The sequence below is a fragment of the Corynebacterium sp. LaCa_282 genome (assembly GCF_057198125.1).
In genome coordinates this window covers 2,115,357-2,141,073 of sequence record NZ_CP191095.1, presented here as the reverse complement: position 1 = coordinate 2,141,073, position 25,717 = coordinate 2,115,357, and the positions used below count along the sequence as shown (strand labels likewise).

At 59.9% G+C, this 25,717-nt stretch carries 22 protein-coding genes and 4 tRNA genes; 15 read left to right on the top strand and 11 right to left on the bottom strand.

Annotation, left to right across the window (positions count from 1 at the left end):
- Positions 1-100: 100 nt before the first annotated feature.
- Entirely contained in the window at positions 101-2,080 is a 1,980-nt protein-coding gene (locus ACP8KU_RS10040) for an FAD/NAD(P)-binding protein (RefSeq protein WP_484483665.1), read from the bottom strand.
- Positions 2,081-2,343: 263 nt separating this feature from the next.
- Here ACP8KU_RS10040 and ACP8KU_RS10035 point away from each other — a divergent pair, with 263 nt between their 5' ends.
- From ACP8KU_RS10035 to ACP8KU_RS10010, 6 genes are all read left to right on the top strand, one after another.
- Positions 2,344-4,758, top strand: coding sequence for an excinuclease ABC subunit UvrA (locus ACP8KU_RS10035; RefSeq protein ID WP_484483664.1), 2,415 nt, complete (start codon positions 2,344-2,346; stop codon positions 4,756-4,758).
- Positions 4,759-4,837: 79 nt separating this feature from the next.
- Positions 4,838-5,590 (top strand): hypothetical protein, encoded by a 753-nt coding sequence (locus ACP8KU_RS10030; RefSeq protein ID WP_237791545.1) that lies wholly within the window; start codon positions 4,838-4,840, stop codon positions 5,588-5,590.
- Between the two features lie 110 nt (positions 5,591-5,700).
- The gene (gene menD, locus ACP8KU_RS10025) at positions 5,701-7,323 is read left to right on the top strand and encodes a 2-succinyl-5-enolpyruvyl-6-hydroxy-3-cyclohexene-1-carboxylic-acid synthase (RefSeq protein ID WP_484483663.1); all 1,623 of its coding nucleotides are present in this window, start codon (positions 5,701-5,703) and stop codon (positions 7,321-7,323) included.
- On the top strand, positions 7,324-7,773 hold the full coding sequence (locus ACP8KU_RS10020; RefSeq protein ID WP_237791543.1) for a DUF3592 domain-containing protein: 450 nt from the start codon (positions 7,324-7,326) through the stop codon (positions 7,771-7,773).
- Between the two features lie 60 nt (positions 7,774-7,833).
- Entirely contained in the window at positions 7,834-9,033 is a 1,200-nt protein-coding gene (locus tag ACP8KU_RS10015; protein WP_484483662.1) for a glycosyltransferase family 4 protein, read from the top strand.
- 11 nt (positions 9,034-9,044) lie between these two features.
- Positions 9,045-9,749 (top strand): demethylmenaquinone methyltransferase, encoded by a 705-nt coding sequence (locus tag ACP8KU_RS10010; RefSeq protein ID WP_023016699.1) that lies wholly within the window; start codon positions 9,045-9,047, stop codon positions 9,747-9,749.
- Positions 9,750-9,764: 15 nt separating this feature from the next.
- On the opposite strand, the gene ACP8KU_RS10005 is transcribed toward ACP8KU_RS10010, so the two are convergent.
- On the bottom strand, positions 9,765-11,033 hold the full coding sequence (locus ACP8KU_RS10005; protein WP_484483661.1) for a geranylgeranyl reductase family protein: 1,269 nt from the start codon (positions 11,031-11,033) through the stop codon (positions 9,765-9,767).
- A gap of 98 nt (positions 11,034-11,131) precedes the next feature.
- On the opposite strand from ACP8KU_RS10005, the gene ACP8KU_RS10000 reads away from it, so the two are divergent.
- The 3 genes from ACP8KU_RS10000 (at position 11,132) to ACP8KU_RS09990 (ending at position 12,927) form a co-directional block, all read left to right on the top strand.
- Positions 11,132-12,136 (top strand): polyprenyl synthetase family protein, encoded by a 1,005-nt coding sequence (locus tag ACP8KU_RS10000; protein ID WP_284644530.1) that lies wholly within the window; start codon positions 11,132-11,134, stop codon positions 12,134-12,136.
- Positions 12,137-12,245: 109 nt separating this feature from the next.
- Positions 12,246-12,327 (top strand) — tRNA-Tyr (locus ACP8KU_RS09995).
- A gap of 159 nt (positions 12,328-12,486) precedes the next feature.
- A complete protein-coding gene (locus ACP8KU_RS09990; protein WP_237801719.1) occupies positions 12,487-12,927 on the top strand; it encodes a hypothetical protein in 441 nt (146 codons plus the stop codon).
- A gap of 302 nt (positions 12,928-13,229) precedes the next feature.
- On the opposite strand, the gene ACP8KU_RS09985 is transcribed toward ACP8KU_RS09990, so the two are convergent.
- The 4 genes from ACP8KU_RS09985 to ACP8KU_RS09970 all read right to left on the bottom strand — a co-directional run bounded on the left by ACP8KU_RS09985 (position 13,230) and on the right by ACP8KU_RS09970 (position 16,838).
- Positions 13,230-13,661 (bottom strand): hypothetical protein, encoded by a 432-nt coding sequence (locus ACP8KU_RS09985; protein WP_237791539.1) that lies wholly within the window; start codon positions 13,659-13,661, stop codon positions 13,230-13,232.
- A 351-nt stretch (positions 13,662-14,012) separates the two neighbouring features.
- On the bottom strand, positions 14,013-14,816 hold the full coding sequence (locus ACP8KU_RS09980; protein WP_284644528.1) for an ABC transporter ATP-binding protein: 804 nt from the start codon (positions 14,814-14,816) through the stop codon (positions 14,013-14,015).
- 22 nt (positions 14,817-14,838) lie between these two features.
- The gene (locus ACP8KU_RS09975; RefSeq protein WP_023028254.1) at positions 14,839-15,894 is read right to left on the bottom strand and encodes a FecCD family ABC transporter permease; all 1,056 of its coding nucleotides are present in this window, start codon (positions 15,892-15,894) and stop codon (positions 14,839-14,841) included.
- A complete protein-coding gene (locus tag ACP8KU_RS09970; RefSeq protein WP_284644526.1) occupies positions 15,891-16,838 on the bottom strand; it encodes a FecCD family ABC transporter permease in 948 nt (315 codons plus the stop codon). Before ACP8KU_RS09970 ends, ACP8KU_RS09975 begins: the two co-directional genes overlap by 4 nt.
- 141 nt (positions 16,839-16,979) lie before the next feature.
- On the opposite strand from ACP8KU_RS09970, the gene ACP8KU_RS09965 reads away from it, so the two are divergent.
- Positions 16,980-18,017, top strand: a complete 1,038-nt coding sequence (locus ACP8KU_RS09965; protein WP_284623443.1) for an ABC transporter substrate-binding protein — start codon at positions 16,980-16,982, stop codon at positions 18,015-18,017.
- 164 nt (positions 18,018-18,181) lie between these two features.
- On the opposite strand, the gene ACP8KU_RS09960 is transcribed toward ACP8KU_RS09965, so the two are convergent.
- The 5 genes from ACP8KU_RS09960 to ACP8KU_RS09940 all read right to left on the bottom strand — a co-directional run bounded on the left by ACP8KU_RS09960 (position 18,182) and on the right by ACP8KU_RS09940 (position 23,567).
- Positions 18,182-19,759: a phospho-sugar mutase gene (locus ACP8KU_RS09960; protein WP_484483660.1), complete on the bottom strand. Its 1,578-nt coding sequence runs from the start codon at positions 19,757-19,759 to the stop codon at positions 18,182-18,184.
- Positions 19,760-19,762: 3 nt separating this feature from the next.
- Positions 19,763-20,410 (bottom strand): deoxyribose-phosphate aldolase, encoded by a 648-nt coding sequence (gene deoC, locus ACP8KU_RS09955; RefSeq protein ID WP_237791533.1) that lies wholly within the window; start codon positions 20,408-20,410, stop codon positions 19,763-19,765.
- 11 nt (positions 20,411-20,421) lie between these two features.
- On the bottom strand, positions 20,422-21,777 hold the full coding sequence (locus tag ACP8KU_RS09950) for an MFS transporter (protein WP_474898371.1): 1,356 nt from the start codon (positions 21,775-21,777) through the stop codon (positions 20,422-20,424).
- A gap of 15 nt (positions 21,778-21,792) precedes the next feature.
- On the bottom strand, positions 21,793-22,518 hold the full coding sequence (gene deoD / locus ACP8KU_RS09945; RefSeq protein WP_023028260.1) for a purine-nucleoside phosphorylase: 726 nt from the start codon (positions 22,516-22,518) through the stop codon (positions 21,793-21,795).
- A 113-nt stretch (positions 22,519-22,631) separates the two neighbouring features.
- Complete coding sequence (locus ACP8KU_RS09940) at positions 22,632-23,567, bottom strand: sugar-binding transcriptional regulator (protein ID WP_484483659.1); 936 nt, start codon at positions 23,565-23,567, stop codon at positions 22,632-22,634.
- Positions 23,568-23,741: 174 nt separating this feature from the next.
- On the opposite strand from ACP8KU_RS09940, the gene ACP8KU_RS09935 reads away from it, so the two are divergent.
- From ACP8KU_RS09935 to nusG, 5 genes are all read left to right on the top strand, one after another.
- A tRNA-Thr gene (locus ACP8KU_RS09935) sits at positions 23,742-23,817 on the top strand.
- Positions 23,818-23,865: 48 nt separating this feature from the next.
- Positions 23,866-23,937: transfer RNA gene (locus ACP8KU_RS09930), tRNA-Met, on the top strand.
- A gap of 137 nt (positions 23,938-24,074) precedes the next feature.
- Positions 24,075-24,147, top strand: a tRNA-Trp gene (locus tag ACP8KU_RS09925).
- Between the two features lie 173 nt (positions 24,148-24,320).
- Positions 24,321-24,653, top strand: a complete 333-nt coding sequence (secE, locus tag ACP8KU_RS09920) for a preprotein translocase subunit SecE (RefSeq protein WP_484483658.1) — start codon at positions 24,321-24,323, stop codon at positions 24,651-24,653.
- A gap of 129 nt (positions 24,654-24,782) precedes the next feature.
- Positions 24,783-25,688, top strand: a complete 906-nt coding sequence (gene nusG, locus ACP8KU_RS09915; protein ID WP_005276843.1) for a transcription termination/antitermination protein NusG — start codon at positions 24,783-24,785, stop codon at positions 25,686-25,688.
- The last annotated feature ends 29 nt before the right edge of the window (positions 25,689-25,717 follow it).

Genomic DNA, 25,717 nt, shown 5'->3' with positions numbered 1-25,717 from the left:
CCTGCCCCAGCATGGGGCTAGGAGTATGAATCCTGGGCTCCTCTGAACGGAACTGCTAACAGCGTAATGGGCAGGCGGTTGCCTGCCCCCTCGCTGCTAGCTACGCTTGCCCCGCGAGTGCTACCTGGGCCGCGTGCACGGCGGCCTTATCGGCTTCCTGGATGAACCACGAATCCGTGCCCGGAATGGGCGGGGCCAAGGTGGTATCCGGGTACTCGGCGTGGGCGGGGATTCCCACGAGGTGCAGGCGCTTATCCACCGTGCCGTCGGCGTTGTGGACCTGGCGGGTATCGGGGTCCTCAGCAGGCGAGCCGGTGGGTACCTCGATGCCATCGCTTGCGGTTTCCGTAAACGCGCGCACGCGCCCGGATTCCACGAGGGAGTGCATGAAGGAATCGTGAGGGGTGCGGCGGATGTCGGGCTTGTGTACCCAGGCATCGAGAAGCGTGGTGCCCGGGATGCGCTTGCCGCCGGATGCGCTGGAGCTCATGGTCCATTCGTCGGCATCGGCATTCGTGCCCAAGACGGGGTTGCCGCCGACGAAGCTGACGATGCCGGCATCGACAAGCGCCAGCAATTGCTGCGTGCGGAAGGGCGGCGGGCCGGAGCACGTGGTTTGGCCCAAGGTAATGGCCTTATCAAACATGTGGTGGCGCGACTCCAAGGTATAGCGACCCTCGGCGCCGAGGACCTGGGTGGGTTTGCGGGAGAAACCGACCGACCACAGGGCGGCGCGCACCGGACTATCCGGGCCTTTTTGGGCCTCTGCCAGGTCCTCGCACAGGCTCTGCACGATGTGCTCGGTGAGCTCCTGCTGGCTGGAAAAATCCTCCGTGAGCAGGTGCATCCAGCGCAGCAGGCTGAAATCCTTGGTGGTATGGCGCTTAATGACCTCATCCAGTTGGGCTAGGCCGTTATAGGCCACCCCTGCATCCACCGGGGTGGCATCGAGGGCGGCAATGATGTCCTCGCGGGAGGTGCGCAGGCTCTCCGGCTCGACGCGGACGAGGGTATCGATATAGGCCTGGTAGGCATCGCGGGCGACTGCAGGCCACACCTCAGTGTCATAGTTGATGGAGCGCGGGCCCGTGCGGTGGGACAGCTCGGCGACGACCTTTTTCAGGCGCGGGATTTTCGCTGCCGGTGGCAGCGATCCTTCATCGGATTGCGGCAGGAAGGGATAGCCGCGCCGGGAGGCGGCCGCAAAAGTGGGCTCGGTGCCGGTGGCTTCATAGCGCATGCCCCAAGGCTTGGAGGAATCCTCGACGAATTTACCGCCGCCGCCCACCGTAGACAGGATGAGGATATCGAAAAAGCCCATGCCAAGCCCGCGCACGAGGACCTTCTCATTGTCCTTAATGGAGTCAACGCCCTGGTCAATGGGGTTATCGGCGCGGATCCAGCGCAGGCTGGGGTTTTCTTCCAAGATCCTGAGAATCCACCGCTCGTTTTCGGTATAACCCTGGTTCTGCCAGCCCGTAACCGCCAAGGTGGAGCCTGCTTCAACGGTGGTGTCGTCGGTGAGGTACAAAATATCCGCGCCATCGCGGGAAGCAATATCCACCACGCGGGCGTGGTGTTGCTTGACCTCTACCCAGCCTGGTACATCCTGCAAGACGGAGCGGAAGACCCACAGGATGTAGTGGCCGTAAAGCGCGCGCGGCAAATAGGATTCGGGGCGCAGCTTCTCCAGTTCTGCGCGGCCGAATTCCTCAAGCACCTGCGGATCCAGCGGATGGGCGGCGACGTAATCGCGGGCGCCGGGGGACACGTGGGCACCGCCAAGCGTCAGGCGGATCCACTCGTAGATGGTGGGGCCTTCCACCACTGGGGCCTCCACCGTGGAGTTGGGCTCAGAAAACAGCGTCATGCCGTGCGCGAAGGTATTCATGCACAGGTATTTGGGCTGGTTGATATCCCAAATCTTGCCGCCGCCGTGCTGGGCATCATCGATAAGGTGCAGCGTTAGCTTCTCTGGCGGGTGGGACACGGTATTGAGTTGTGCCACGAGGCGCTCGAGGACGGAAATGCCGCGGGGGCCAAGTCCAATCAGCGCGATGGATGAAGTGTTATCGGTCAACGCGGAGCCCTACCTTCTAGCTTATAGACCAAGCGGAATCGTCATAATAGACAATGAAGTCTATCAGCAAGAGTGTCGGCGAAATATGCACCGGCGGCAGCTTGGTGCTGGCAGGGCGCGCTCGCCAGCCGGAACACCCCGGGCAGGCGTGAAATTAATTCTTGGGCGGGCTGAGTGGTAGACAGATCGGTAGGCAATTCGCGGCGGGGGTGGCGGGCCGAAGCGTTGCCTTAGGAAGCTGGTGCGCGGGTAGGATTGTGGTCATGACAATCAAGGTTCGCGATGCCCACTTACACAACCTGCGCAACGTCGATGTGGATATGCCGCGCGGCCAACTCGTGGCGGTGACGGGAGTCTCTGGTTCCGGAAAGTCCTCCCTGGCCTTTGGCACCATCCACGGGGAAGGGCAGCGCCGCTACCTGGAATCGGTGGCGCCGTTTGCGCGCCGGCTCATTAGCTCCGCGGTGGACCCACAGGTAAGCCAAGTGGAGGGCTTGCCGCCCACGGTGGCGCTGCAGCAATCCACCTCTGGCGGCGGGGCGCGCTCCACGGTGGGCACGGTCTCCGCGCTATCTAATAGCGTGCGCTTATTGTACTCGCGCGCCGGGGATAACCCTGAGGGCCTCTACTCGGATGCCTTTTCACCAAATACCCCAGAGGGCATGTGCCCGCAGTGCCAGGGCGCGGGCGTGGTGCACGAGCCCACCGAGCAATCGATGGTGCCCGATCCCACCTTGTCCATTGAGGAAGGCGCCATTAAGGCCTGGCCCGGTGCGTGGGCGGGCAAGAATTTTCACGATATCCTCATGAACTTGGGCTATGACCTGGATTCGCCTTGGCAAGACCTGCCGCAGGAAGATCGCGACTGGATCCTATTTACGGAAGAACGCCCCGTGGTCACTGTGAAGCCCTTGCGCGGCGCGGACCAGATTCAGCGCAATTATGAGGGCACGTGGCGCTCGGTAGCCAGCTACCTCACCAAGACGCTGCAGGAGACCCAATCAGAATCGCTGCGCAAGCGCACGTTGTCCTTCATGGAATCCCGCGAGTGCGATACCTGCCACGGCCGGCGGTTGAACCCGCGGGCACTCAAGGTGACGTATGCGGGCATGAGCATCGACAAGCTGGGCGCCCTGCCGCTGGACCAGGTCTATGAGGTGCTCAGCGCGCAGGAACCGGAGGAGAATTCCGCTGAGGATCTGCTGCTCAAGCAGGTGCTTCCGGCGCTAACCTCCGCCCTAGAGCTGGGGCTAGCGCACCTGAGCCTGGACCGGCCCACCCAGAGCCTTTCGGCGGGTGAATTGCAGCGCATTCGGCTCGCCGCCCAGCTGCGTTCCGGCCTCTTTGGCGTGGCCTACGTGCTCGATGAGCCGTCCGCGGGCCTGCACCCCGATGAGCGCGGGGCGGTGCTGGAGATGTGCCGCCGGTTTATTGACGCCGGTAATTCGGTGCTGCTGGTAGAACACGATATGGATCTGGTGGCCCAGGCGGATTGGCTCGTGGACGTTGGCCCCTACGCCGGTGAGGGCGGCGGCAAGGTGGTTTATTCCGGGCCGGTCGAGGACTACGACGCCGATACCCCCACCGCCCGCGCCTTGGCGCAGCGGGAGCTCGCGCTTGCCGATGCCCCCCGTACCCCCTCCAACCACCTCCGCCTGCGCGGCATTTCCGCGCGCAGCATCGACGGGCTCGATGTGGACTTTGGCCTGGGGCAATTTACCGCGGTGGCCGGGGTTTCGGGCTCCGGTAAATCGACGCTGGTGAGCACCGTGCTGGCAGAAACCCTCAAGGAGTCCGCCACCGCCGTGGCTGATGAGGATAAAGACGATGCGGACGAGGGCGGCCACGAGTTCTCGCTCGCCGGGGTAGAGGGCCTAGATAAGGTCTCCCGGCTGGTGCAGATTTCCCAAAAGCCCATTGGCCGCACCCCGCGGTCCACGTTGGCCACCTATACCGGCCTTTTCGATAACGTGCGCAAGCTCTTTGCTTCCACCCCAGAGGCCAAGGAGCGCAAGTGGACGGTCTCGCGCTTTTCCTACAACGTGAAGCAGGGCCAGTGCCCTACCTGTGGTGGCGCCGGAAAAATCGAGGTAGAGCTGGTCTTTTTGCCGGGGTCCTATACCACCTGCCCGCAATGTGGCGGCGCCCGCTTCAATGATGAGACCCTCGAGGTGACCTGGCGCGGGCGCAGCATCGCAGAGGTGCTGGAGCTCACCGTGGACGAGGCCGCCGAGTTCTTTGCCGAGGAACCAAAGATCCACCGGGCCATCGCCACGCTGCAGGCCGTGGGTTTGGGCTACCTCCGCTTAGGACAAGGCGCGCCGGAGCTTTCCGGCGGCGAGGCGCAGCGCATCAAGCTCGCCACGGAGTTGCAGCGCTCCCGCAATTCGCGGCGCGGGCACACGGTCTACATGCTGGATGAGCCCACAACCGGCCTGCACCCGGCCGATATTGCCCTGCTCAATGCGGAGCTGCACAAGCTTGTCGATGCCGGGCATACCGTGATCGTCATCGAACACGATCTCAACGTTCTGGCCAGCGCGGACCGCATCATTGAGATGGGCCCTGGCGCCGGTGCAGACGGCGGGCAGATCATCGCGGATGCCACCCCAAGTCAGCTGGCCGCTGAAGATACCGCGACCGGCAGGACGCTGCGGGCGCGCCAACCTCAGGGCTAGCACCCTCTCCCTCGGTTCGGCGCTGGCATCTGGGAGACTCCCTGGGAACTCACAGGAAAATGATGTACATCTGGTAGGCATGACAAATAATGGCTTTGGTGAAAACGGTTCCAATGGCCGAAAAGGCTCTCATGATGATGGCCGCGGCACTGACGAGACCCGCCAGTGGTCTGGCCCGGCCGAGGATGCCACGCGCCAGATAGGCCGCGTCCCAGATAATGCGGCCGGTAACGCCCGCAACCAGCGACCACAGCAGTATTTCCCGGGCGCGCAGCAGCCGCAGAATGAGACGCGGCAATTCGACGCGAACGCCGATTACCAGCAGAATTACCAACAAAACTACCAGCAGCCCGGCGGGCAGTATGGCCAGCAGCAGTACGGCCAACAACAGTATGGCCAGCAGCAATACTCCCAGCAGCAATATGAGCCGGTGCCGTCGGACTATGACCCGGACCAGCGCGGCAGGGGAAAGAAGAACGGCGGGATGGCCGGGGTCTTCGCCGCCATCGCCGTGGTGGCCATCCTGGCGGCGGGCGCCCTGTTCTTCTTGTGGCGCAATGCCGCGAGCGATGCCGATAAGCCCGCGCCAGAACCGGTGACGGAAACCACGACCACGAAGGTGCCCACCACGGTGACCGAAACCGAGGATGCGGGCCCTGGAATCTCTGAGCGCTTGCGCAATCTGCCAAAGCTGCAGGACGAACTCCCTGAAGATATTCCTACCGAGCTGCCACCGGAAATCCAGGACCGCCTGGAAGAAGGCGATGACCTCGACGTGGAGCGCCTCTTGCGGGATCTGTTTGGCGATAGCGGCAACCAGCAGCAGGGCTAGGCAGTAGTAGCGGCAGAGTGGCGCGGCGGCTCGGCGGCGCGGCAGGGCGCGGCGCGATTGCCGATTGCCGATTGCCAGCCGCTGCGCCGCAATAGGTAAAATCTGGCAGCATGAATGAATCGATGCAGCTGGCTGAACAGGTGGCCGCCCAATTGGCGCGCCACCTTACTGATGTGGTGCTGTGCCCGGGATCCCGCAACGCACCGCTGTCCCTTGCGCTCTTGGCGCGCGAGGATATCCGGGTGCACACCCGCATTGATGAGCGCGGCGCCGCGTTTACCGCCTTGGGCATGGCGCGCGTGCAGCACCGCCACGTCGGGGTAGTGATGACCTCCGGCACGGCCGTGGCCAATACGCTGCCCGCGATGGTTGAGGCGCACTATTCGCATACCCCGCTTGCCATTATTAGCGCGGACCGCCCAGAACGGTTGATCGGTACCGGCGCCTCCCAAACCATCGTGCAAGACGGCATCTTCGGCGTCTATGCGGATACCACCCAGGTCAACGCGGAAGAAGATATCGCCGCCATTGCGGAGCGGTTTACACAAGACCTCCAAGTGCACATCAATATCGCCTTTGACGCGCCGCTGGTAGGAGATAGCCTGCCGGAACGAGTCGGCGGCGATGGCACTCGCGCGGCCACCCCACGGTTTTATGACCACGGCGAGGTCGCTGTGGACTTGAGTAAAAATACCCTCGTCATCGCCGGCGATGAGGCCTGGGAGGTCGAGGGCTTGGAAGACGTGCCGACCATCGCGGAGCCCTCCGCGCCGGGACCCTTCCACCCCGTGCACCCGGCCGCGGCGCATATTTTCCGCAAGGCGCAGGTCTCCGCCAATGACTACGTGGTCAATACCAAGGTTGAGCAGGTCATCGTGGTGGGCCACCCCACGCTGCACCGCGGGGTGCTCGCGCTGATGAATGACCCAGATATCGACCTGGTGGTGCTCTCGCGCACGGCGGACTTTACCAACCAGCGCGGGGATAACGCGCGCCTTGGCACCACCGTCAAGGTCACCGGGGAGCCAAGCCGCGAGTGGCTCAAGATCTGCCAGGGCGCGACCGACATGGCTGGCGAGGCCGTGCGCGCAACCCTGGAAGACGAAGAACTCGGGTTTACCGGCCTGCACGTAGCGGCGGCGGTAGGCGATACGCTTGCGGTCAATGACACGGTGGTGTTCGGCGCCTCGAATCCGGTGCGCGATGCCTCCCTCATCGGGCTGCCCTTCGACGGCGTGGATACCTACGCCCCGCGCGGGGTGGCGGGCATCGATGGCACCGTCTCCCAAGCCATCGGCGTGGCCCTGGCCACGCAATCGCTGGATCCCACCAATTGGCGCGCCCCACGCGTGATGGCCCTGGTAGGGGATGTGACCTTCCTGCACGATGCCAACGGTCTGCTGATCCCGGAGGACCAGCCGCGGCCGGAGAACCTCACCATCGTGGTGGCCAATGACAATGGCGGCGGCATCTTCGAGACCTTGGAGCAAGGCGCGCCCGCGCTTCGCGATGCCTTCGAGCCGGCCTTTGGAACGCCGCATGGGGTGGGCATCGACAAGCTGGCAGAGGCTTATGACGCAGACTACCGCCTGGTGACCACCCCGCAGGAGCTGCTGGATACCCTGGCAGAGCTCAAGGAATATTCCACGGGCATCACCATCGTAGAGGCGCAGACCACCCGTGCTACGCGCCGGGCGCTGCAGGATAAGCTCACGCAGAAGGTGGGCCAGTAAGTGTCCCCGCGCTATAGGCCCGCGGTTTTTCGGCGCCGGCTTCACCAGCTCGTGCTGGCCGTCTATGTGGCGCTGATCGTGGGCTCGGTGGGCCTGGTGGTAGGGCCCTTCCTTAATGACCGCGCCATTTCCGCGCAGCCTAGCCGGGCCTTGGCTACGGTCAAGGACGTCGGCGCGCTGCGCACCACCGTGGATTTCCAAGATAGCGACGGGATTTATCATTCCCCGCGGCAAGGCTTGCTCTATCCCACGGACCTGGGCGAGGGCCAGCAAGTATGGGTGCAGTACGCCGAGGATAACCCGGATTTGGTGAAGGTAGAAGGCCGCGAGTGGACCTTGGCGGTCATACCGGCGCTGTCTGTGGCCATCGTGTCTACGCTTGCCGCCGTGGGGTTGTGGCGGCTTATTACCGTGACCACCCGCCGCGCTGAAAATCGGGCTGAAAAATAATTTACCTAGATTTTTCATTGGATTCACCAAAGGCCGAGAAAAATAAGCCATTATGGTGGCATGCGAGTTGCAATCGTGGCCGAATCGTTCCTCCCCAATGTCAATGGCGTGACAAACTCGGTGCTGCGCGTTTTGGAGCACCTGCACGAAACCGGACACGATGCGATTGTCATCGCCCCCGGTGCCCGCGAGGGCCAAGAAGAAATCCCCGATTATTTAGGCTTTCCCATCTACCGCGTGCCCACCGTGCGCGTGCCGCTGGTGGATTCGCTGCCAGTGGGCGTGCCGACCACGGCCGTGGATGATGCGCTGCGGAAGTTCAAGCCCGATATCATCCACCTGGCTAGCCCGTTTGTGCTCGGTGCAGCGGGCGCATTTTCGGCCCGCCAACAGCGCATTCCGGCAGTGGCGCTCTACCAAACCGATGTCGCCGGGTTCGCCACCAAGTACCACGCCTCCGCATTGGCCTATGGCGTGTGGGAGTGGCTGCGTACCATCCACAATTCCTGCCAGATGACCCTGGCACCGTCCTCGCTGACCATCCGGGACTTGGAAAAACACCACATCAAGCACGTGCGCCACTGGGGCCGCGGCGTCAATGCCGAGCTATTCCATCCCAAAAAGCGCTCTGCGTCCCTGCGCCGCAGCTGGGACCGCAGTGGAAAGAAGAACATCGTCGGCTTCGTCGGCCGCTTGGCCGCGGAAAAGGGCGTGCACCGCTTGTCCGCACTCAATGGCCGCGAGGATATTCAGCTGGTTATTGTTGGTGACGGCCCAGAGCGCCCTCTGCTGGAGGCACAGCTTCCCGGCGCCGTGTTTACCGGCGCGCTCAGCGGTGAGGAGCTGGCGCAGGCCTATGCCTCGCTCGATGTTTTTGTGCACGCCGGCGAATTTGAAACCTTCTGCCAGTCCATCCAGGAGGCCCAGGCCTCTGGCGTGCCCACCATCGGCCCGCGGGCAGGCGGGCCCGTGGATCTTATCCAGGAAGGTTATAACGGCCTGCTCTTAGACGTGGATAGCTTTGTCGAGGACCTGCCCAATGCCGTCGATGCGCTTTTAAACCCAGAGATCCATGCGGAGTTGCGGGATAATGCTCGCGCCTCCATTTCTTCTAAGACGTGGACCGCGCTGTGCGAGCAGCTGGTGGGCTATTACGAAGAGGTGTTAGAAGATACCCGCCGGGTGCCGCTGACCATTTTGGGGCAGCGCCCAGAGCTGCCACGGTGGGCGGCTCGTGCCCTTGGGGCGCGCGTAGCCTAGACTAGGCATTTGTGTCTAAGGCAGATCTGGATAAAAAGCCCTTCGACGTCGCGCGCATGTTTGACGCCGTCGGCGAAAAATACGACCTCACCAATACCGTCTTGTCCTTTGGGCAGGACAAGCGCTGGCGCAAGCGTACCCGCGAGCGCCTTAACCTGCAGCCGGGGGAGAAGGTCCTCGACCTCGCGGCCGGAACCGCGGTATCTACAGAAGAGCTGTCTAAATCCGGTGCGTGGTGCGTAGCCTGCGATTTTTCGCGCGGCATGCTCGCCGCCGGAAGCGAGCGCGATGTGCCCAAGGTGGCCGGCGATGGCATGAAATTGCCCTTTGCGGATAATACGTTTGACGCCGTCACCATCTCCTATGGCCTGCGCAATATCCACGATTACGAGCTGGGCCTGCGGGAAATGGCGCGCGTGACCAAACCGGGCGGGCGCCTGGCGGTGGCGGAATTTTCCACGCCCATCGTCCCGGTATTTGGCACCGTGTACAAGGAATACCTCATGCGCCTGCTGCCCCCGGTTGCGCGCGTGGTCTCCTCCAACCCGGATGCCTATATTTACCTCGCGGAATCCATCCGCGCTTGGCCTGGACAAGAGGAATTGGCGGCGGCCATCAACCGCAATGGCTGGGCCAACGCGGGCTGGCAAAACCTCACCCTGGGTATCGTTGCCTTGCACTCGGCAACGAAGCCGCTTGCCGATGCCCCACAGTAACCCCTTGTAGCCCGCCTAGACCGCCGCGGTGGAGGCCCACAGGGGCGTATCGCGCCGGACGGCCCCTACGCTGCGGCCCGCCATGCGCCACAGGCGGGCGATAAGGTCGCGGTCCTCCTCCGTGATGAGGTTGCCCATAAGGCGGGCTGCGGCGGGCATCAGCAAGCGGCCCACCGGCCCGCGCAGCGCCAATGGGCCCGCCACGGGCAGGAATTGCGGGTAGGTCAACAGGCGGGCGGCCGTGCGCGCAAGCAGGAAGGATTCGCCGTAGTGCTCGCGCAGGGTGGCCGGCCACGCGAGGGTGAAATCCTTCGGCCCGAGCATGGCTACCGCGAGCGCAGCGGTCTCGAGGCCGTAGTCGATGCCCTCGCCGTTTAAGGGGTTGACGCAGGCGGCGGCATCGCCAATGAGCATCCAATTGGCCCCCGCCACATTAGAGACCGCCCCGCCCATGGGCAGCAGGGCAGAGGTGACGTGTTCGATGTCCCCAAGGCCCCACTCCGCGCGCTGCTGGGCGGCGTAGAACTCTAGCAACTTTTTGGTATTAATCTTGGCCGGCCGCTGCGCGGTCGATAGCGCGCCGACGCCGATATTGACCTGCCCTAGCTCTGCACCCAACGGGAAAATCCACCCGTAGCCGGGCTGGACTGCATCATCTTCATCTTTTAATTCCACGTGCGAGTGCATCCACGGCTCGGTTGCTTGAGGGGAGGCGGCATAGGAGCGCGCGGCGATGCCATAGACCTCGTCTCGGTGCCAGGTGCGGCCCAATTGCTTGCCAAAGGTAGAACGCACGCCATCGGCCACGATGAGCCATTTCGGCCGAATAATCTGCTCGCCGATGCGAAACGAGGTCACCCGGTTGCCCTCCATCACCGGGGCGCTTGCGGGGGTACCGGATATAAGCGTGGCACCTGCGGCGGTGGCAGCCTCTACCAGCTGCGCATCGAGCCTAAAGCGCGGCAGGGCAGTGCCCGCCTGCGAAGGGTAGGTCTGCGGCCACGGGGCGGTGACGTCCCCGCCGTAGCCGTGCAGCTTGAGCCCGCGGTTGCGGTAGGAGGCGTTAACGGTGATGCCGAGCTTGTCTAGCTGGTGCATTGCCCGCGGGGTGAGCCCATCGCCGCAGGTTTTATCGCGGGGGAAGGTGGATGAATCAATGAGGACAGTCTCATAGCCAGCGCGGGCGGCGTGGATGGCCGCGGCACTTCCTGCGGGTCCTGCGCCGATGATGGCGACTTCGACAGGGCGGGGGGAATCGATCTGTTCCGACATAGGGACTATCATTGCACTAGTTCAACCCCTCAAGTGTGTTAAGGGGGCTGGTTTGGACTACGGTAGATAAACGATTATCTCTGGCTTTTAATTGCAAGGAACGCTATTTAATGACTCACGGCCACTCGCATGCCACTCACGTGGATCTTGGTGATCCACAGCTTAATGAACGCATTGGCGCGGGCATGGAAGCAGTAGAAGAAAAGCTGCGCAGTGAAACTGACCGCGGCCAGGACTTCTTGAAGGACAAGGTAAGCCATCTGTCTAAGGCAGGTGGCAAGCGCTTTCGTCCGATGATGGCACTGCTTGCCTCTGAGTACGGCGCCAATCCGGGCTGTGAAGAGGTTATTAAGTCCGCCACCGTTGTGGAGATGGTGCACGTTGCCACCCTGTACCACGATGATGTGATGGATGAGGCGGATCGCCGTCGCGGCGTGGAATCCGCCAACGCCCGGTGGAATAACTCCGTAGCCATCCTTGCTGGCGACGCCCTCCTCGCACACGCCTCCCGCCTGATGAGCCAACTAGATACCCATACCGTAGGCCACTTCGCGGATACCTTTGAAGAGCTGGTGACCGGCCAGATGCGCGAGACCATCGGTGCCGGTGAAGCCAACCCCGTGGACCACTATATGGCCGTTATTCAGGAAAAGACCGCGGTGCTTATCGCCTCGGCCGGCTACCTCGGCGCGTACCACTCCGGCGCCTCGGCCGACCACGCTGCGGCCCTGTACCGCATCGGCGGCGCCATCGGCATGATTTTCCAGATCGTCGATGACGTCATCGATATTTTCTCCGATCCGGAAGATTCCGGAAAGACCCCAGGAACGGATCTGCGTGAGGGCGTATTTACCCTCCCAGTCCTCTACGCCTTGGAAGAAGACGGCGAGGTGGGCGACCAGCTGCGTGAGCTGCTGACAGGCCCCCTAGAAACCGATGCTGAGGTCGAGCGTGCCATCGATCTCCTGCGCCAGTCTGGCGGCCGTCAGAGGGCGCTAGAGGACATTAACGCCTACCTACGCACCGTAGAAGAACAGCTTTCCGTGCTGCCGGAAAATTCCGCTAGCCAAGCGCTGCGCCAGCTCGCGGATTACACCGTTCGCCGCGTGGGCTAGCTGCTTGCCTGCACCCCTCCTACACACCCCATTTCTCCCCGCTGCGCTGGCGATTTGGAGGTAGGTGGGTGCTTCATAGTAAAGTACATACACGCACCACAGAGTGCATGCCAGGTTGCCCGAGCGGCCAAAGGGAGCGGACTGTAAATCCGCCGGCATTGCCTTCAGAAGTTCGAATCTTCTACCTGGCACAACACAGAGCCCCACAAGCACAAGCTTGTGGGGCTTCGTCGTGGTTAGCGCGATGGAGTGACTCCATCGGCTTGGGTTAAACGACAAAAGGGAATATTCCAGTTATGTCTTGCGAAGGGCAATCGAAGTTTTTATCATTTACTTGAGTTTCTTCCTATTTGGGAATTCAGAAGGAGGTTTTCCTTATCAATGAAACTGATAAGAGTGGATACTCCGCTGAAGTAGTAAATGGTATTGATCGTAAAGAAGCAGACACGATGTTTGTAGAAAGCCCGAATAGCGGAGAAGAAGCTCTGCTCACTTCAAAGACTCTCAACACTGGAGGGAAAGTAAACATCGAATACTCGGTTGGGGGCGACCAGATCACTGCAAAGTACTCGACGAATGTTGATCCAGAGTTGGTCGACGCAACCCTCATTCAGACTCGGTCTGCTGCTGGGTGTGCGGGGACCATCCTCGTAGGGATCGGAGGGACTACAGCAGCTGCAGTCGGGGTCGTCTCTGCACCGCTCACAGGCCCTATTGGTCCTACGCTGGCTGCAGCTACCATGGCAAGCGCATCTGGTTCTATCATAACAGCCGCTGACCAGTGCGGATAAATATAGGAAACACGAAAAAGTAAGGGGATAAAAATGGGCCTTGGACGTAGAATGCTGATCATTGCGTTGAGTACAAACGTTGCAATGATGTGCTTTGTGAGTGCTGTTCTAGAGATAGTTCTGCCGAATGATATACCGCAGTGGATCATCTTTGGAAATATTGTTGTATTCGTGGCATGTGTCTACTACACATACAAAGCAGTGACGGTATGGCCGGATAATGAGGAAAAATGATGTATTAATCCTCAATGGTTTAACATGGAAAAGGGCTTGGACTAAAAATTATGAGTCTCAAGAAATGATTAGCCGTGATTCGTTAGCGGAATATAAAGCTCTGAGTCTTCCTTTTTGTCTGCTTTCATCCTTGTCAATTCCATAAAATGCTGAGGAACGTTGTTGCTAGCTTTCCCGAGCCACTCGATTTTATCTCCTGAGTCGTAGTCCAAATCCCCGGCGAAGTACTCGCCAGCAAGTTTATCTGCCCAACCTTTTGCAGCGGTATCTTCCTCCGAAGAGACACCTCCAGTACTCGGTATCGGGGGCAATTCCATACCAAGATACGCAATCCCTCGGGTGGATTTTACAGAAAATACGCAGTAGACGAACCGGGACGTTCTCCAGGCTGCTCTAAGCTCGACAGCCTCGGGGGAAATTACGTTTTCTTCGGCGAAATATCTTTTCAAAAGAGAATTCATATAGCCCCCGAAAGCTGATGAGCTCCACTCAGTTTTCATACTCCACACTCCACTTTTCAATGAGTGGCAAGATTTTTGCCCTGCACCATTTCGCAGCATCTTACATCAAAGAAATAACTGGGGTTTATTCCCAGACTTGGGCTCTGGCTTTTGTTATCTCCTAGGGCGCGCGTGTCAAGTTGTGTGTGAGGTTGGGTTTACAGGTATTTGTCGAAGCAGTTGGTAAAGTCCACGGCCATTTGGTTGATGGTTTGTTTCCAGCCGGATACGGTCAAGTCCTCTCTCCCCGCGGAGGACCACCTATCCTCACAAAAGGTCGCAACAGGATCAATAGCGCCAGTTCAGCCCCTCTAACGAGGCAAAATCAACAACATATTCTGTCATTAAGTCCTAATCTGGAACGATAACTGTGCGCCCTTGGCGTCCAGCCCTGGTGACCTCGACGGGTAAGCCATAAAGTTGCTCGATCAACTCTGCGGTAACGATGTCTTCAGGGTTGCCATGTGCCACCAGCTCACCACTTTGCATGGCAACTATGTGGTCTGCGAATCGTATCGCTTGCTGGAGGTCATGTACTACGGCGATGACTGTTTTGTGCTCGTTTTTGCTGAGGTTTCTCACGAGAGTGAGCAAGTCATGCTGATAGCCCAAATCCAAAAAGGTTGTGGGCTCATCTAGTAAGAGCACTGGGGTGTCTTGGGCTAGCGCCATGGCCAACCAAGCGCGTTGGCGTTGACCGCCGGATAATTCATTCATTCGCCGGTCAGCCAGCGAATCCAGTTCCACCGTCGATATTGCTTGGGATACCTTGTCGAAGTCTTGGCTGCTGCGCTGCCCTAGCGGCCCTAGGTGTGCGAACCGGCCACGTGCTACCAGTTCCGTCACGGTGAGGTGTTCAGGGGCTATTGCATCTTGGGCCATGAGCGCGATGCGCCGCGATAATTCTTTGCGGCCGAAAGAATCAATCTGTTTGTTTGCTAAGGAAATAGTGCCTGCCTCTGTGGGCAATACTCGCGCCATAGCGCGCAGAAGCGTGGATTTGCCACAGCCATTGGGGCCAATAATGCACGTAAACTTTCCGCGTGGGAAGTCCACGCTTACGTTGTTTACGGCGGTGAAGTCACCGTAAGTGATGGTAGCGCCCTGTACTGCTACCGCGATGTCTCCATCGCTGTCTGAATCTGGGAAAGCCATTATGGGAAAAGTCCTTTCAAAATTACCTGCGGTAGGTGCGGTGCGCGAAGAGCATGAGGATGATCAGATACGTGCCGCCCAAGGTGACGGTTACGACGCCAACCGGAAGCATGGTGGGGTGGAAAAGCTGTTGCCCTATGATGTCGCAGACCAATAGCAAGGTGGCGCCGATAAGTGCACCAGCAGGGAGGCTGACTCGTTGGCCACCGGTAAGGAACCTTGTCAGGTGTGGTGCCGCTAAGGCTACGAAAGAAATCGGACCGGCCAGCGCGGTGCACAGTGCTGTTAAAAGGGCAGAGAGGAACACTAGAACAAGGCGGGTGCGGGTTACATTTAGGCCGAGGGAGTAGGCGGTGTCATCGGCAAGCTCTAGGGCCTCGCAACGCGACCTCAACGTGAAAGCTAGCACGATGATTAGTGCCAGCACGATGGCCGCTGGGCCGACAAAAATCCATTCAATGCCGTTGAGCGAACCAGCAGCCCACGTGGCCGCAGCCATGGCCGTGTCCAAATCTGCGCTCAAGATGAGGTAACGGTTGACCGCGGAGAGCGTAAGGGAGACTCCGATACCGACCAGGATGAGTCGCATGCCGCTTACCTGTCTGCGCAGGGCCAGGACGACGATGATCAGCGCGGTGATCCCGCCTCCGATCACCGCTCCTAATGCGACGTTAATAAAACTGCTAAACCCTAAGTAGCTCACCACGATCACCCCGGTATAGGCACCGGTGTTAAAACCAATGATGTCGGGCGAACCCAGTGGGTTGCGGGTTACGGTCTGAAAAAGTGTGCCGGCGATAGCGAGGCCAGCCCCTACCACGATGGCAGCGGTGACTCTGGGCAAGCGCCATTCGTAGATTACGGTGGTGCCGAAGCCGGAGTCGGGGTGAATGAGCGCCTGCCAAGCCGACACGCGATCTAGTCCTGCGCCAGGGTACGTCAGCGCTACGACGGCAGCGAGAAGGACTGCGGCGATGCCCACAAAAAGCACGATTGTTTCGCGGCGGCGGTATCGCGCAGCGATGGTGCGTACCGAGGTGGTAGCGGTCCTCGTGGCATTTAGGTCTGTGGTCTTCATAGAACCACCTGCTTGCGTTGTGCAAGGAAAATGAGGAAAGGAGCACCGATTATCGCGACGGTTACTCCGGCGGGTAACTCGCCGGGCAAGATAAGCCGCCCAATAATGTCGGCGAAGAGAAGCAGATTTGGACCGATTAACCCACTAATCCAAATCTGATCGCGCTCATTGGTGATGCCTACTTGGCGAACCAAATGGGGGACAAGCATGCCGACAAATGCTAAGACACCGACTGCGGCAGTGGTCGTTGCGGCGAGCAAAGACACAACAAAGAGGGCCAATGCGCGGGTTTGGGCTACGTTGATGCCAAGTGCTTCTGCAGCGTGTTCACCCAGCGGTAGGACGGTCAGGCGGGGCGCTAGGAAAACCAACATCACTGCGGCGACGGCCAATCCACACCCCATGAGATAAAGCGGGGTGGTAGAAGCAATATCCATGCTGCCCACCATCCATGCCTTTATTCGGGCAAAGGCTTGCGGATCTAGGAGCGACATGCCCTCAGAAAGGCCTTCGAATACAGCGCTTAACGCCACGCCGGCAAGCACGATACGGAGCGGATCAATGGCGCCAGAGATGTCTCGGCCTAGGCGCGCAACTAACAGCATCGTGCCACCCGCACCGATCAAGGCGGCGGCGGTAAAAGCTAGGGGTGAAGATAGCCCGAATACGCTAAGCGCGAGCGCGGCCGCGAAGGCAGCGCCGGCGTTCATGCCGAATACTCCGGTATCTGCCAGCGGGTTTCGGGTGATGATCTGGAGAATGCAACCGGCGACCGCGAGCCCAGTACCCGCGAGGATGGCGGCGACGGTGCGTGGGATTCGTCGCTCATACAGGATGTCTCCAGCCGTGCTGCTGCCGGGGCCGCCGCGGAGGCCTGCGACTATTTCAGAGGGGCTAAAAGACTGCGCGCCGATGAATAGGCTGAGCACAATCAGAAGCACCATTAGCAGAAGTGCAAGTGCAAGGAAGGCGCCGACCCGCCACCTGCGGCGACGTGCATTCTGTACACCCATTGGGGGGAGCGTTGATTTGGTATGCGTCATATTATTTTCAATAAATAAGTAAGTTAGCTTAGGCTAACCATTATGTCAGAAATAGTGTTCAACAAAAAACGCCTGCTATCAAGCATGGCTGCCGCCGTCGCCATTGCCTTGTCACTGTCTGCTTGCAGTGCTGCCGAAAATGACGATTCCAAAGGCGGTCCGGGCAATGAAAGCGTCTCCCATAGCGGTGAGCGCTTTGGTACCGCAGATGAAGAAACCGCCAAGTTGGGAACCGATGCTGAGCCCGGCCAGTTCCCGCGCACCATCAAACACGCCAATGGTGAAACTGAGATTAAAGAGAAGCCAGAGCGCGTAGTGGTGCTGGACATGGGTGAGCTCGACTCTGTGCTGTCCTTGGGGATTAAGCCGGTAGGCATGGTTACCTCTAAGGGTGCGAATCCAGTGCCGGATTACTTGGCTGACAAGGTGAAAGACGTACCTTCGGTGGGCACCATTCAGGAGGTAAACGTCGAAAAAATCGCAGAGCTCAAGCCCGATCTCATCGTGGGCAGCCAGCTGCGCGTGGACGATCTGTACGGACAGCTTTCCGATATCGCGCCGACCGTGTTGGCTATCCGCCCAGGATATCCATGGAAGGAAGACTTCCGGCTGATCGGTGATGCGCTCGGTGAAGAGGAGAAGACTGTCGATATCCTCAATGACTATGCGGATACCTTGGCTAAAGTCAAGGAGAAGATGCCGAAGGACACGACGGTCTCCATGCTTCGGTTCATGCCGGATAAGATCCGCTTGTACGCCAATAAGTCCCTTATCGGTGTTATTCTGCGCGATGCAGGACTGGCTCGCCCTGAAAACCAGGACATTGATGAGCTGGCAGCGGAGATTTCTCCAGAGTCCATTTCTGAGGCAGACGGAGATTACCTGTTCTACTCCAGCTATGGCGATCCATCGGCCACTGGTGAGGACAAAATTGTTGAATCCGAACAATTTAAGAATCTGTCAGCGGTGAAGGAAGGCAAGGCCTTCCGCGTCAGCGATGACCTCTGGTTCTTGGGCCTTGGCCCAACGGGTGCGAAAAAGATCGCGGAAGAACTAGTCGAATACTTGGATGTTAAGTAATCGACCTGATGGCATGAGGGCCCGCCCGAGTGGGGCGCTTCCCGCGTAGGGAAAGAAGAGCCCTTGTGCTCAGCCCGCCTTATAAAGCCTTATGGGCCAGCAGATTCGCGCTATGGTGGCGAAATCCTGCTGGCCCATAAACCTGTTTTCAGTAAGCGGGCGGATTAGAGCCCGAAATAATCGCGCAGATCGGCCGCGATGGCATCGAGGCGACCGGCGTCGGGGGACTCTAGGTAGCACTTGAGCTTGGGCTCGGTGCCGGAGGGACGAACGATGACGCGGTCATCGTTATCGGTGAAGAACTTCGAGCCTTGGGCAAACTTTTCCACCTTGGACACCGGGGAGCCGGCGAGCTCCGTCGGCGGGGTGGTAGAGACCTTGTCCATTGCTTGGGTAATCAGGCTCAAGTCCTCGACGCGGAAGGTCAGCGGCTGGGTGTGGAGGGCGCCAACCATGGCGTAGATATCATCCAAGCGGTCCAGGAGGCTGCTTCCAGCGGCCTTGCATTCAGCAGCGAGGCTGGCGAGCACCACGGAGGTGGAGATGCCGTCCTTATCGCGCACTGCGTTGGGATCGGGGCAGAAACCAATGGCTTCTTCGTAGCCGAAGGCCAGCTCCGGGGTGCGGGCGATCCACTTGAAACCGGTCAGGGTTTCCTCGTGGCCGAGGCCGTAGTGCGCGGCGATGCGCCCGAGCAGGCGGGACGATACGAGGGAGTTGGCGAAGTTACCGGTAGCGCCGCGGCGGGCGAGGTAATCACCAAGCAAGGCACCGGTTTCATCGCCACTGAGCTGGCGCCAGGTGCCATCGGTAGGCACAGCGGCTGCGCAGCGATCGGCGTCGGGGTCGTAAGCGATAAGGATATCGGCACCGATTTTCTCGGCATGCTGGATGCCAAGGTCTAGGGCGCCGGGCTCTTCCGGGTTGGGGAAAGAAACCGTGGGGAAATCTGGGTCAGGAGCGGCCTGTTCTGGCACCAGCGAGACGGTAAATCCGCAGCGAGACAGCAGTTCCTTACCCAGCTCGGCGCCCACGCCGTGCATGGCGGTCAGCGCAATGGTGATATCGGTATTGTCACCGACCAACGCGGCGGTGCGGTCGAGGTACTCCGCGCGGGTATCGACGTCCTCGATGTGATCGGAGGTGAGCGGGACCTCGTCGGCATAGGGGGCCTTAGCAATGGCGGCGGCGATTTCCTTATCGGCTGGGGAAATAAGTTGCACGCCCTCGTCCGGGCCGGTGGCAACGCGGCCACCCAGGTACACCTTGTAGCCATTATCGGCAGGCGGGTTGTGGGAGGCGGTAACCATAATGCCGGCGTCCGCGCCCAGGGAACGGACCGTGAAAGCGGTCAGCGGGGTTGGGTTCTGTGCAGGCAGGACCAGGGCCTTGCCACCGGCGGCGGAGATAACCTGCGCGGCATCGCGCTGGAACTGTGCGGAGCCGTGGCGGGCATCGCAGCCGATGACCACGACCGGGGTATCGACTTGCTGCTTGAGCCAGGTAATAAGCCCGTAGGTGGTGCGGATGACCACGGCGCGGTTCATACGGGATTCGCCCGCGCCCACGGCAGCGCGCAGGCCCGCGGTACCAAAGTTCAGGGGACCCGCGAAGGCGGCGGCGAGTTCTTCGGAGTTATTTTCTTCAATCCAAGTCAGCACTTGGCGGGCGGTGTCCGCATCCGGATCGTGTTCGGCCCAGGTGCGGGCGTACTCGATATCGAAGGTCTTATCCACAGACATGGCTTAAAGCTCCTCGAGGATCTTGGCGGAGGAGGATAGCCCCAGGCGGCTGGCGCCGGCCTCGATCATGGCGAGGGCATCCTCGGCGGTGCGAATGCCACCAGAAGCCTTCACGCCCAGCTTGTCGCCCACGGTCTCGCGCATGAGCTTGACCGCGTGGGTGGAGGCGCCGCCGGCGGGGTGGAAGCCGGTGGAGGTCTTGACAAAGTCCGCCTGGGCGGCAGCGGCGGCCTGGCAGGCGAGGACAATGGCGGCATCGGAAAGCGCGGCAGACTCGATGATGACCTTGAGCACCTTGCCTGGGGTGGCATCGCGCACGGCCTGGATTTCTGCCTGCAGCTCCTCGGCGCGGCCCTCGATGGCCAGCGGGATATTGATGACCATGTCTACTTCTTCGGCGCCATCGGCAACCGCGCGGGCGGCCTCAGCGGCCTTGATTTCCGGCTTGACGGCGCCGGAAGGAAAGCCCACGACCGTGGCGACGTGGAGGGACTCTGGGGTCTCGAGCGGCAGGGCGGAAGGGGAGACGCATACGGCGTAGGTGCCAAGCTCGGTGGCCTCTTCTACCAAGGCGCGGAATTGTTCCGGGGTGGCCTCTGGCTTGAGTAGGGTGTGGTCGATATAGGAAGCAACGTCAGTGCGAGAAGTCATGATTTTCTCCTTTAGGAAATAGCAGCGGATTCTTTACGGGCCATCTTGAGGTCAGAGACCACATAGAGGCCAGAGCCGATGGCGGCGATGAAGGTGAGGACCAACAGCGTGGTGGTGTAGCTGGTGGATTCCTGCAGCTTGGCGGTATAAGCAATGCCCAGGGGGACTGCGATATTGATGGTGAGGTTGTAGAAACCAATGGCGATGCCAGACTTGGCTGCGCTGATATTGCGCAGGGCGGTGTTGACCAGTGGGGCGTACATCAGGGCAAAGCCGCTGGCAAAGGCCACGATGGCGATGATGAGCACGGAAACGTGAACCTGTGCGAAGAACGCAGCGAACAAGAGTGCGCCGGCAACCATGCCAAAGGCGGTGTAAATGGTGGCGCGAGAGGACATGACCTTGCCAATCTTGCCGGAGAAGATGCCGACGAGGATGGCGCAGATATAGCCCGGAACCATCAACAGCGAGGCCTGATCCAAGCTCATGCCGTGCATGTCATGGGCTGCAAACGGCAGCAGGAAGATAAAGCCCAGCTGCGTGGAATAGACAAAGAGCACCATGATGATGGTCCACACGTAGCGGCCATTGGTGAAGAACTCCGGGGTGACCACGGGGTTCTTTGCGTTCTTGATGTGCACGATGAATGCGGCAACGCCCACGATGGCAAAGATGAGCCAGTACCAGGTGTAATCCTGCATGAACAAGATAAGCGCGCTGGCAAAGAGGGCTACGTAGAACAGGCCGAGCGCGTCCAGGTGGCTTTCCACAGCCTCATCTTCCGGCACATTCTTAATGATGGGCGGAATGGTCAGCAGGAGGATGAGCGGGATGAGGAACATCGCCGTCCAGGACACGTGGGTGGAGATGAATCCGGAGGTTAGCGCGCCAATGAGCAGGCCGGCCTGGAAGGCGGCGGTGGAAAAGCCGAGGTAGGTCTTTTGATCATCCTCGCTCAAGTGCTTGGTCACGTAGATGACATAGAGTGTTTCAGCGGCGGCCAAACCGGTGGTTTGAATCAGGCGGCCGGTTAATACCATGGCCCACGAACCGGAGAAGACGAAGGCCAGGATGGAACCCACGGCCACAAAAACGATGCCGGTAAGCATCAATTTCCGGATAGAGATGGAGTCCGCCAAGGCGGCGTAGACGACGGCGCCGATACCAATGATCACGCCGGCCAGGGAGGCCTGCAGTGACGCGGTCTTATCGGAAATTTCGAGCGCTTCCGCGATCGGCATGGTCATCGTCTTGAAACCATTGTCAATGATGAGGGAGAAGACGAAGACGAACAGCAGGATGGGGACGGCGGCCTTGGGATTTACCTGGGTGCGCTCACCCGGGGTGGCCTTAACTTTGTTCAGCATGGCGGTGGGTCCTTATTAATCCAGCGCGTTGAGCGGCAGAGCAAGCTCCACCATGGTGCGGAAGGCGGTCTGGCGGTCTTCAGCGGAAAGCTGCTTGCCGGTGACGATGTTGTCGGAGACGGTAAACAGGCCCAAGGCGTCGACGCCGGCCTCGGCGGCGGTGGCATAAAGGGCCGCGGATTCCATTTCCACTCCGAGCACGCCCATGTGTGCCCAGCGGTCATTGACGGTCTGGTCCATGTTGTAGAAGATGTCCGAGCTCAGGATATTGCCCACGTGGATGTGCTGGTCCTGCTTCTCGGATTCATCGACCAACGCTTTAAGCAGCTTCCACGATGCGGTGGGGGCGTAGGTACCTGGCAGGTCATACTGGGACAGGAAGTTGGAATCGGTGGAGGCAGAGGAAGCAACGATGACATCGTGCAATTCGATGTCCTCTTGCATCGCGCCGATGGAGCCGACGCGGATGAGCTTTTTCGCACCGAACTTGTGGATGAGCTCCCAGGAGTAAATGCCGATGGACGGGATGCCCATGCCGGTGCCCATGACGGATACTGGCTTTCCGTTATAGGTGCCGGTAAAGCCCAGCATATTGCGGATTTCGTTGAATTGGACGGTGTCTTCGAGGAAGTTATCAGCAATGAACTTCGCGCGCAGTGGGTCACCGGGCAGCAGGATGGTCTCTGCGATTGGTGCGCCGTGCGGGTTGATGTGCGGGGTGGAAATGTCGGTGGCGGACATTGACGTGCTCCTCCATGTGAACTTCGGGTGTGTACATGGGTTAGTCTAGTCCGCCCGGAACCAATGTCAATGGGATGGTTAACAAATGTTCCCTCAGTGTGACGCGTTTTATGTTAATTATGCTCCAATAGCCTGTGAGCTGTGGATTGATCGGTTACAAGGTGGGTGGCCAAGCCCATCTCAAGGGCTACGTTGATGGCGCGGGTTTTGGTGTGTCCGCCGGCCACGAGTACGCGAGTGGGGCGTTGGGTTAAATCGTCCAAGCCGATGCCGACGGTGCGCGCATCCACGGCGGGGGAGGCGATGGCGCCCTCGGCGGTATAAAAGCGGGAACAGACATCGCCTACGGCATTGGTGAGAAGTTCCTCACTTTCTTCCTCGGTGAGATAGCCCAGGTTCAGCGCCAGGGACTCCTTTTCGATGGCCCCCGCGGTAAATACCGCCACGTCCACGGACGCCCCCATATCGAGGATTGTGGAAATGTGCCGGTCGCGGACGACCCACTCCTTGGCCTCGACGGAATCAAAGATGACCGGGAGTGGGAGTAGGTGTGCCTCGGCATTAAAGGCCTGGGTAAATGCCTGCATAGTCTGCAGATCCTTGGTGGAGCGCTCCGAGTGGGAGTGTCCACCTTTGAGCTGGACGATGTCCACGCTCTCTAGCGGACGCTTGCGTAAATGGGAGGCCACCGCGGACATGGTCTCGCCCCAGGAAAGGCCTACCGAGGTGTGATCGGTAATGAGCTCTTCCAGTAGGGCGGCGCCAGCGCTGCCTAGATCAGCGAGCAGGGATCCGCCGGGAGGGGTGGCGGTGACGCGGGCATCGGCAAGCGAAAAGCGCTCGCAGAGCGCAGAAACCAGCTCATCGGACTGCTCGCGGGGATCGGTAATACTCACGGTGACAAAGCCGCGCTCGGCGGCGTGGGTGAGCAATTTGGAGACCGTCGGCCGGGAAATTCCCAGGTGCGCCGCCACCTCCGCCTGCGAAAAACCGGAGTTGTAGTAGAGCTTCGCGGCGTCGAGAGAAAGACAGTCTTTATGATCCAGCATGCCTTTCATTCAAGCACACCGGGCGGGCAGTACCACCATCGTCTAAGCCGCAGAAATTTCCTCACTTATGGGCGCTGACGTGGCGATTTGTGCAAAGTGGAGGTGGCAGGTTACATTATTGAAGTCCGCAACGGAGAGCACAACGAAATATTGACGTGCTTGATGCTGGGATATGCCCCCTTAGCTCAGTCGGCAGAGCGTTTCCATGGTAAGGAAAAGGTCGACAGTTCGATTCTGTCAGGGGGCTCCATTCATGTCTGGAGGAAATATCTTCCTGCAGGATGAAGGTGTTCACCATGGCGGTGTAGCTCAGTGGTAGAGCAAGCGACTCATAATCGCTGTGTCGCGAGTTCAATTCTCGCCATCGCTACCGGGAAAGAAAAGCGCCACTACGGCGCTTTTTTACTACCGTGCCTATGGCCTTAATGGAGCACTGGTTTCCGTGCGGAATTAGGGATCTGGTAAGGTCATCGGCGCGTGACGTTCTAGCGTCACGGATAACAAAATAGGGGCGTGGCGCAATTGGTAGCGCAACGGTCTCCAAAACCGTAGGTTGCAGGTTCGAGTCCTGTCGCCCCTGCAAGAATCCCCGTCACCAGCTTTCCAGGTGGCGGGGATATTTTTGTCACAGATGTGGCGTACCCGCCTGGCGTGCTTTCCTGCCCGTGCAGCTTTTGCTAGGGTTGACAAAGTTATGTCTGGGCGGAGATTCATGCCTAGAAAAAGAATTCATTTTCCCAAGGAGGGTTAGCTGTGAGCGATGAGCAGCAGCCGAAGGACTCGGCGGCCCCGCGTCCCACCGGTAAGCGTCAGCTTTCTGGTGCGGCTTCCACGACCTCCACGGACTCGGCGAAGAAGAACGTCGTCCGCGTTGAGGATAAAAACCGCACCGACAGCCCGGGTGGCGGCATCGCCGCATTCCCCGGCGAGGTTGTCTCTGAAATGAAGAAGGTGGTCTGGCCCACTCGTGGGGAGATGCTGCAGTACACCCTCATTACGTTCGCCTTCTTGATTGTCATGACCGCGCTGGTTTGGGGCGTTGATACCCTGGCTGGCCTCGGAGTTGAGAAGATTCTGACTAATTAGCTAGAATGACCCCATAATCTTTTATCCCGCTGTTTCCGCACTCCGGAACGGCGGGATACTTTTTGCCCACACGCGCCGCGGGTAGGCTGGTTCTACAACACGCGCCGATGACATTTTGGAGTACCACTCATGAGCGACGAGAATAACGTCGAAAACCCAGGAACCTCCCTAGAGGAGGCCATGCAGTCCAACGTGCAGGAGCAGGCTGCAGAGCACGCCAGCGCAGTCGAGGACGCCCAAGAGGAGGCCGCAGCGCCGGCTGAGGATGGCACCAACAACGCAGACGCTGCGCTTGCCGATGCCCCCGCGGCAGAAGCCGAGTCCGCCGCGGAGTCCGCAGAGGCTGCCCCAGCGGAGTCCGCCGAAACCGAGGAAGAGGCCGAGGACGCCGCTTACCGCAAGCGCCTGCGCGACTTCACCCGCGAGCTGAAGAAGCAGCCGGGCCAGTGGTACATCATCCAGTGCTACTCCGGCTACGAGAACAAGGTGCGCACGAACCTCGACATGCGTGCCCAGACCCTTGAGGTGGAAGACTCCATCTTCGAGGTCGTCGTCCCCATCGAGCAGATCATGGAAAACAAGGACGGCAAGAAGAAGATTGTTAAGCGCAAGCTGCTGCCGGGCTACGTCCTGGTGCGCGCCGAGCTTAACGATGCCGCCTGGTCCGTCATCCGCGAAACCCCCGGCGTGACCTCCTTCGTGGGCAATGAAGGCAACGCGACGCCGGTCAAGACCCGCGATGTGGCTAAGTTCCTCATGCCGAATGAAGCTCCCGCCACCAAGGGCGAGGCCGCCCCGAACGAGCAAGAGGGCGAGCAGGTCGTCGAAATGCCAGAGAAGGAAGTGGCCAAGAAATACGCCCACGACTTCGAGGTGGGCGAGGCCGTTACCATCCTGTCCGGCCCGCTGGCTGCCGTATCTGCCACCATTTCCGAAATCGACCCAGAAACCGGCAAAATGCAGGGCTTGGTCTCCATCTTCGGCCGCGAAACCCCAGTGGAGTTGTCGCCGACGGAAATCGAGCGCATTTCTTAAAAAATGATTTTGTGCAGGGCGCACGGTGT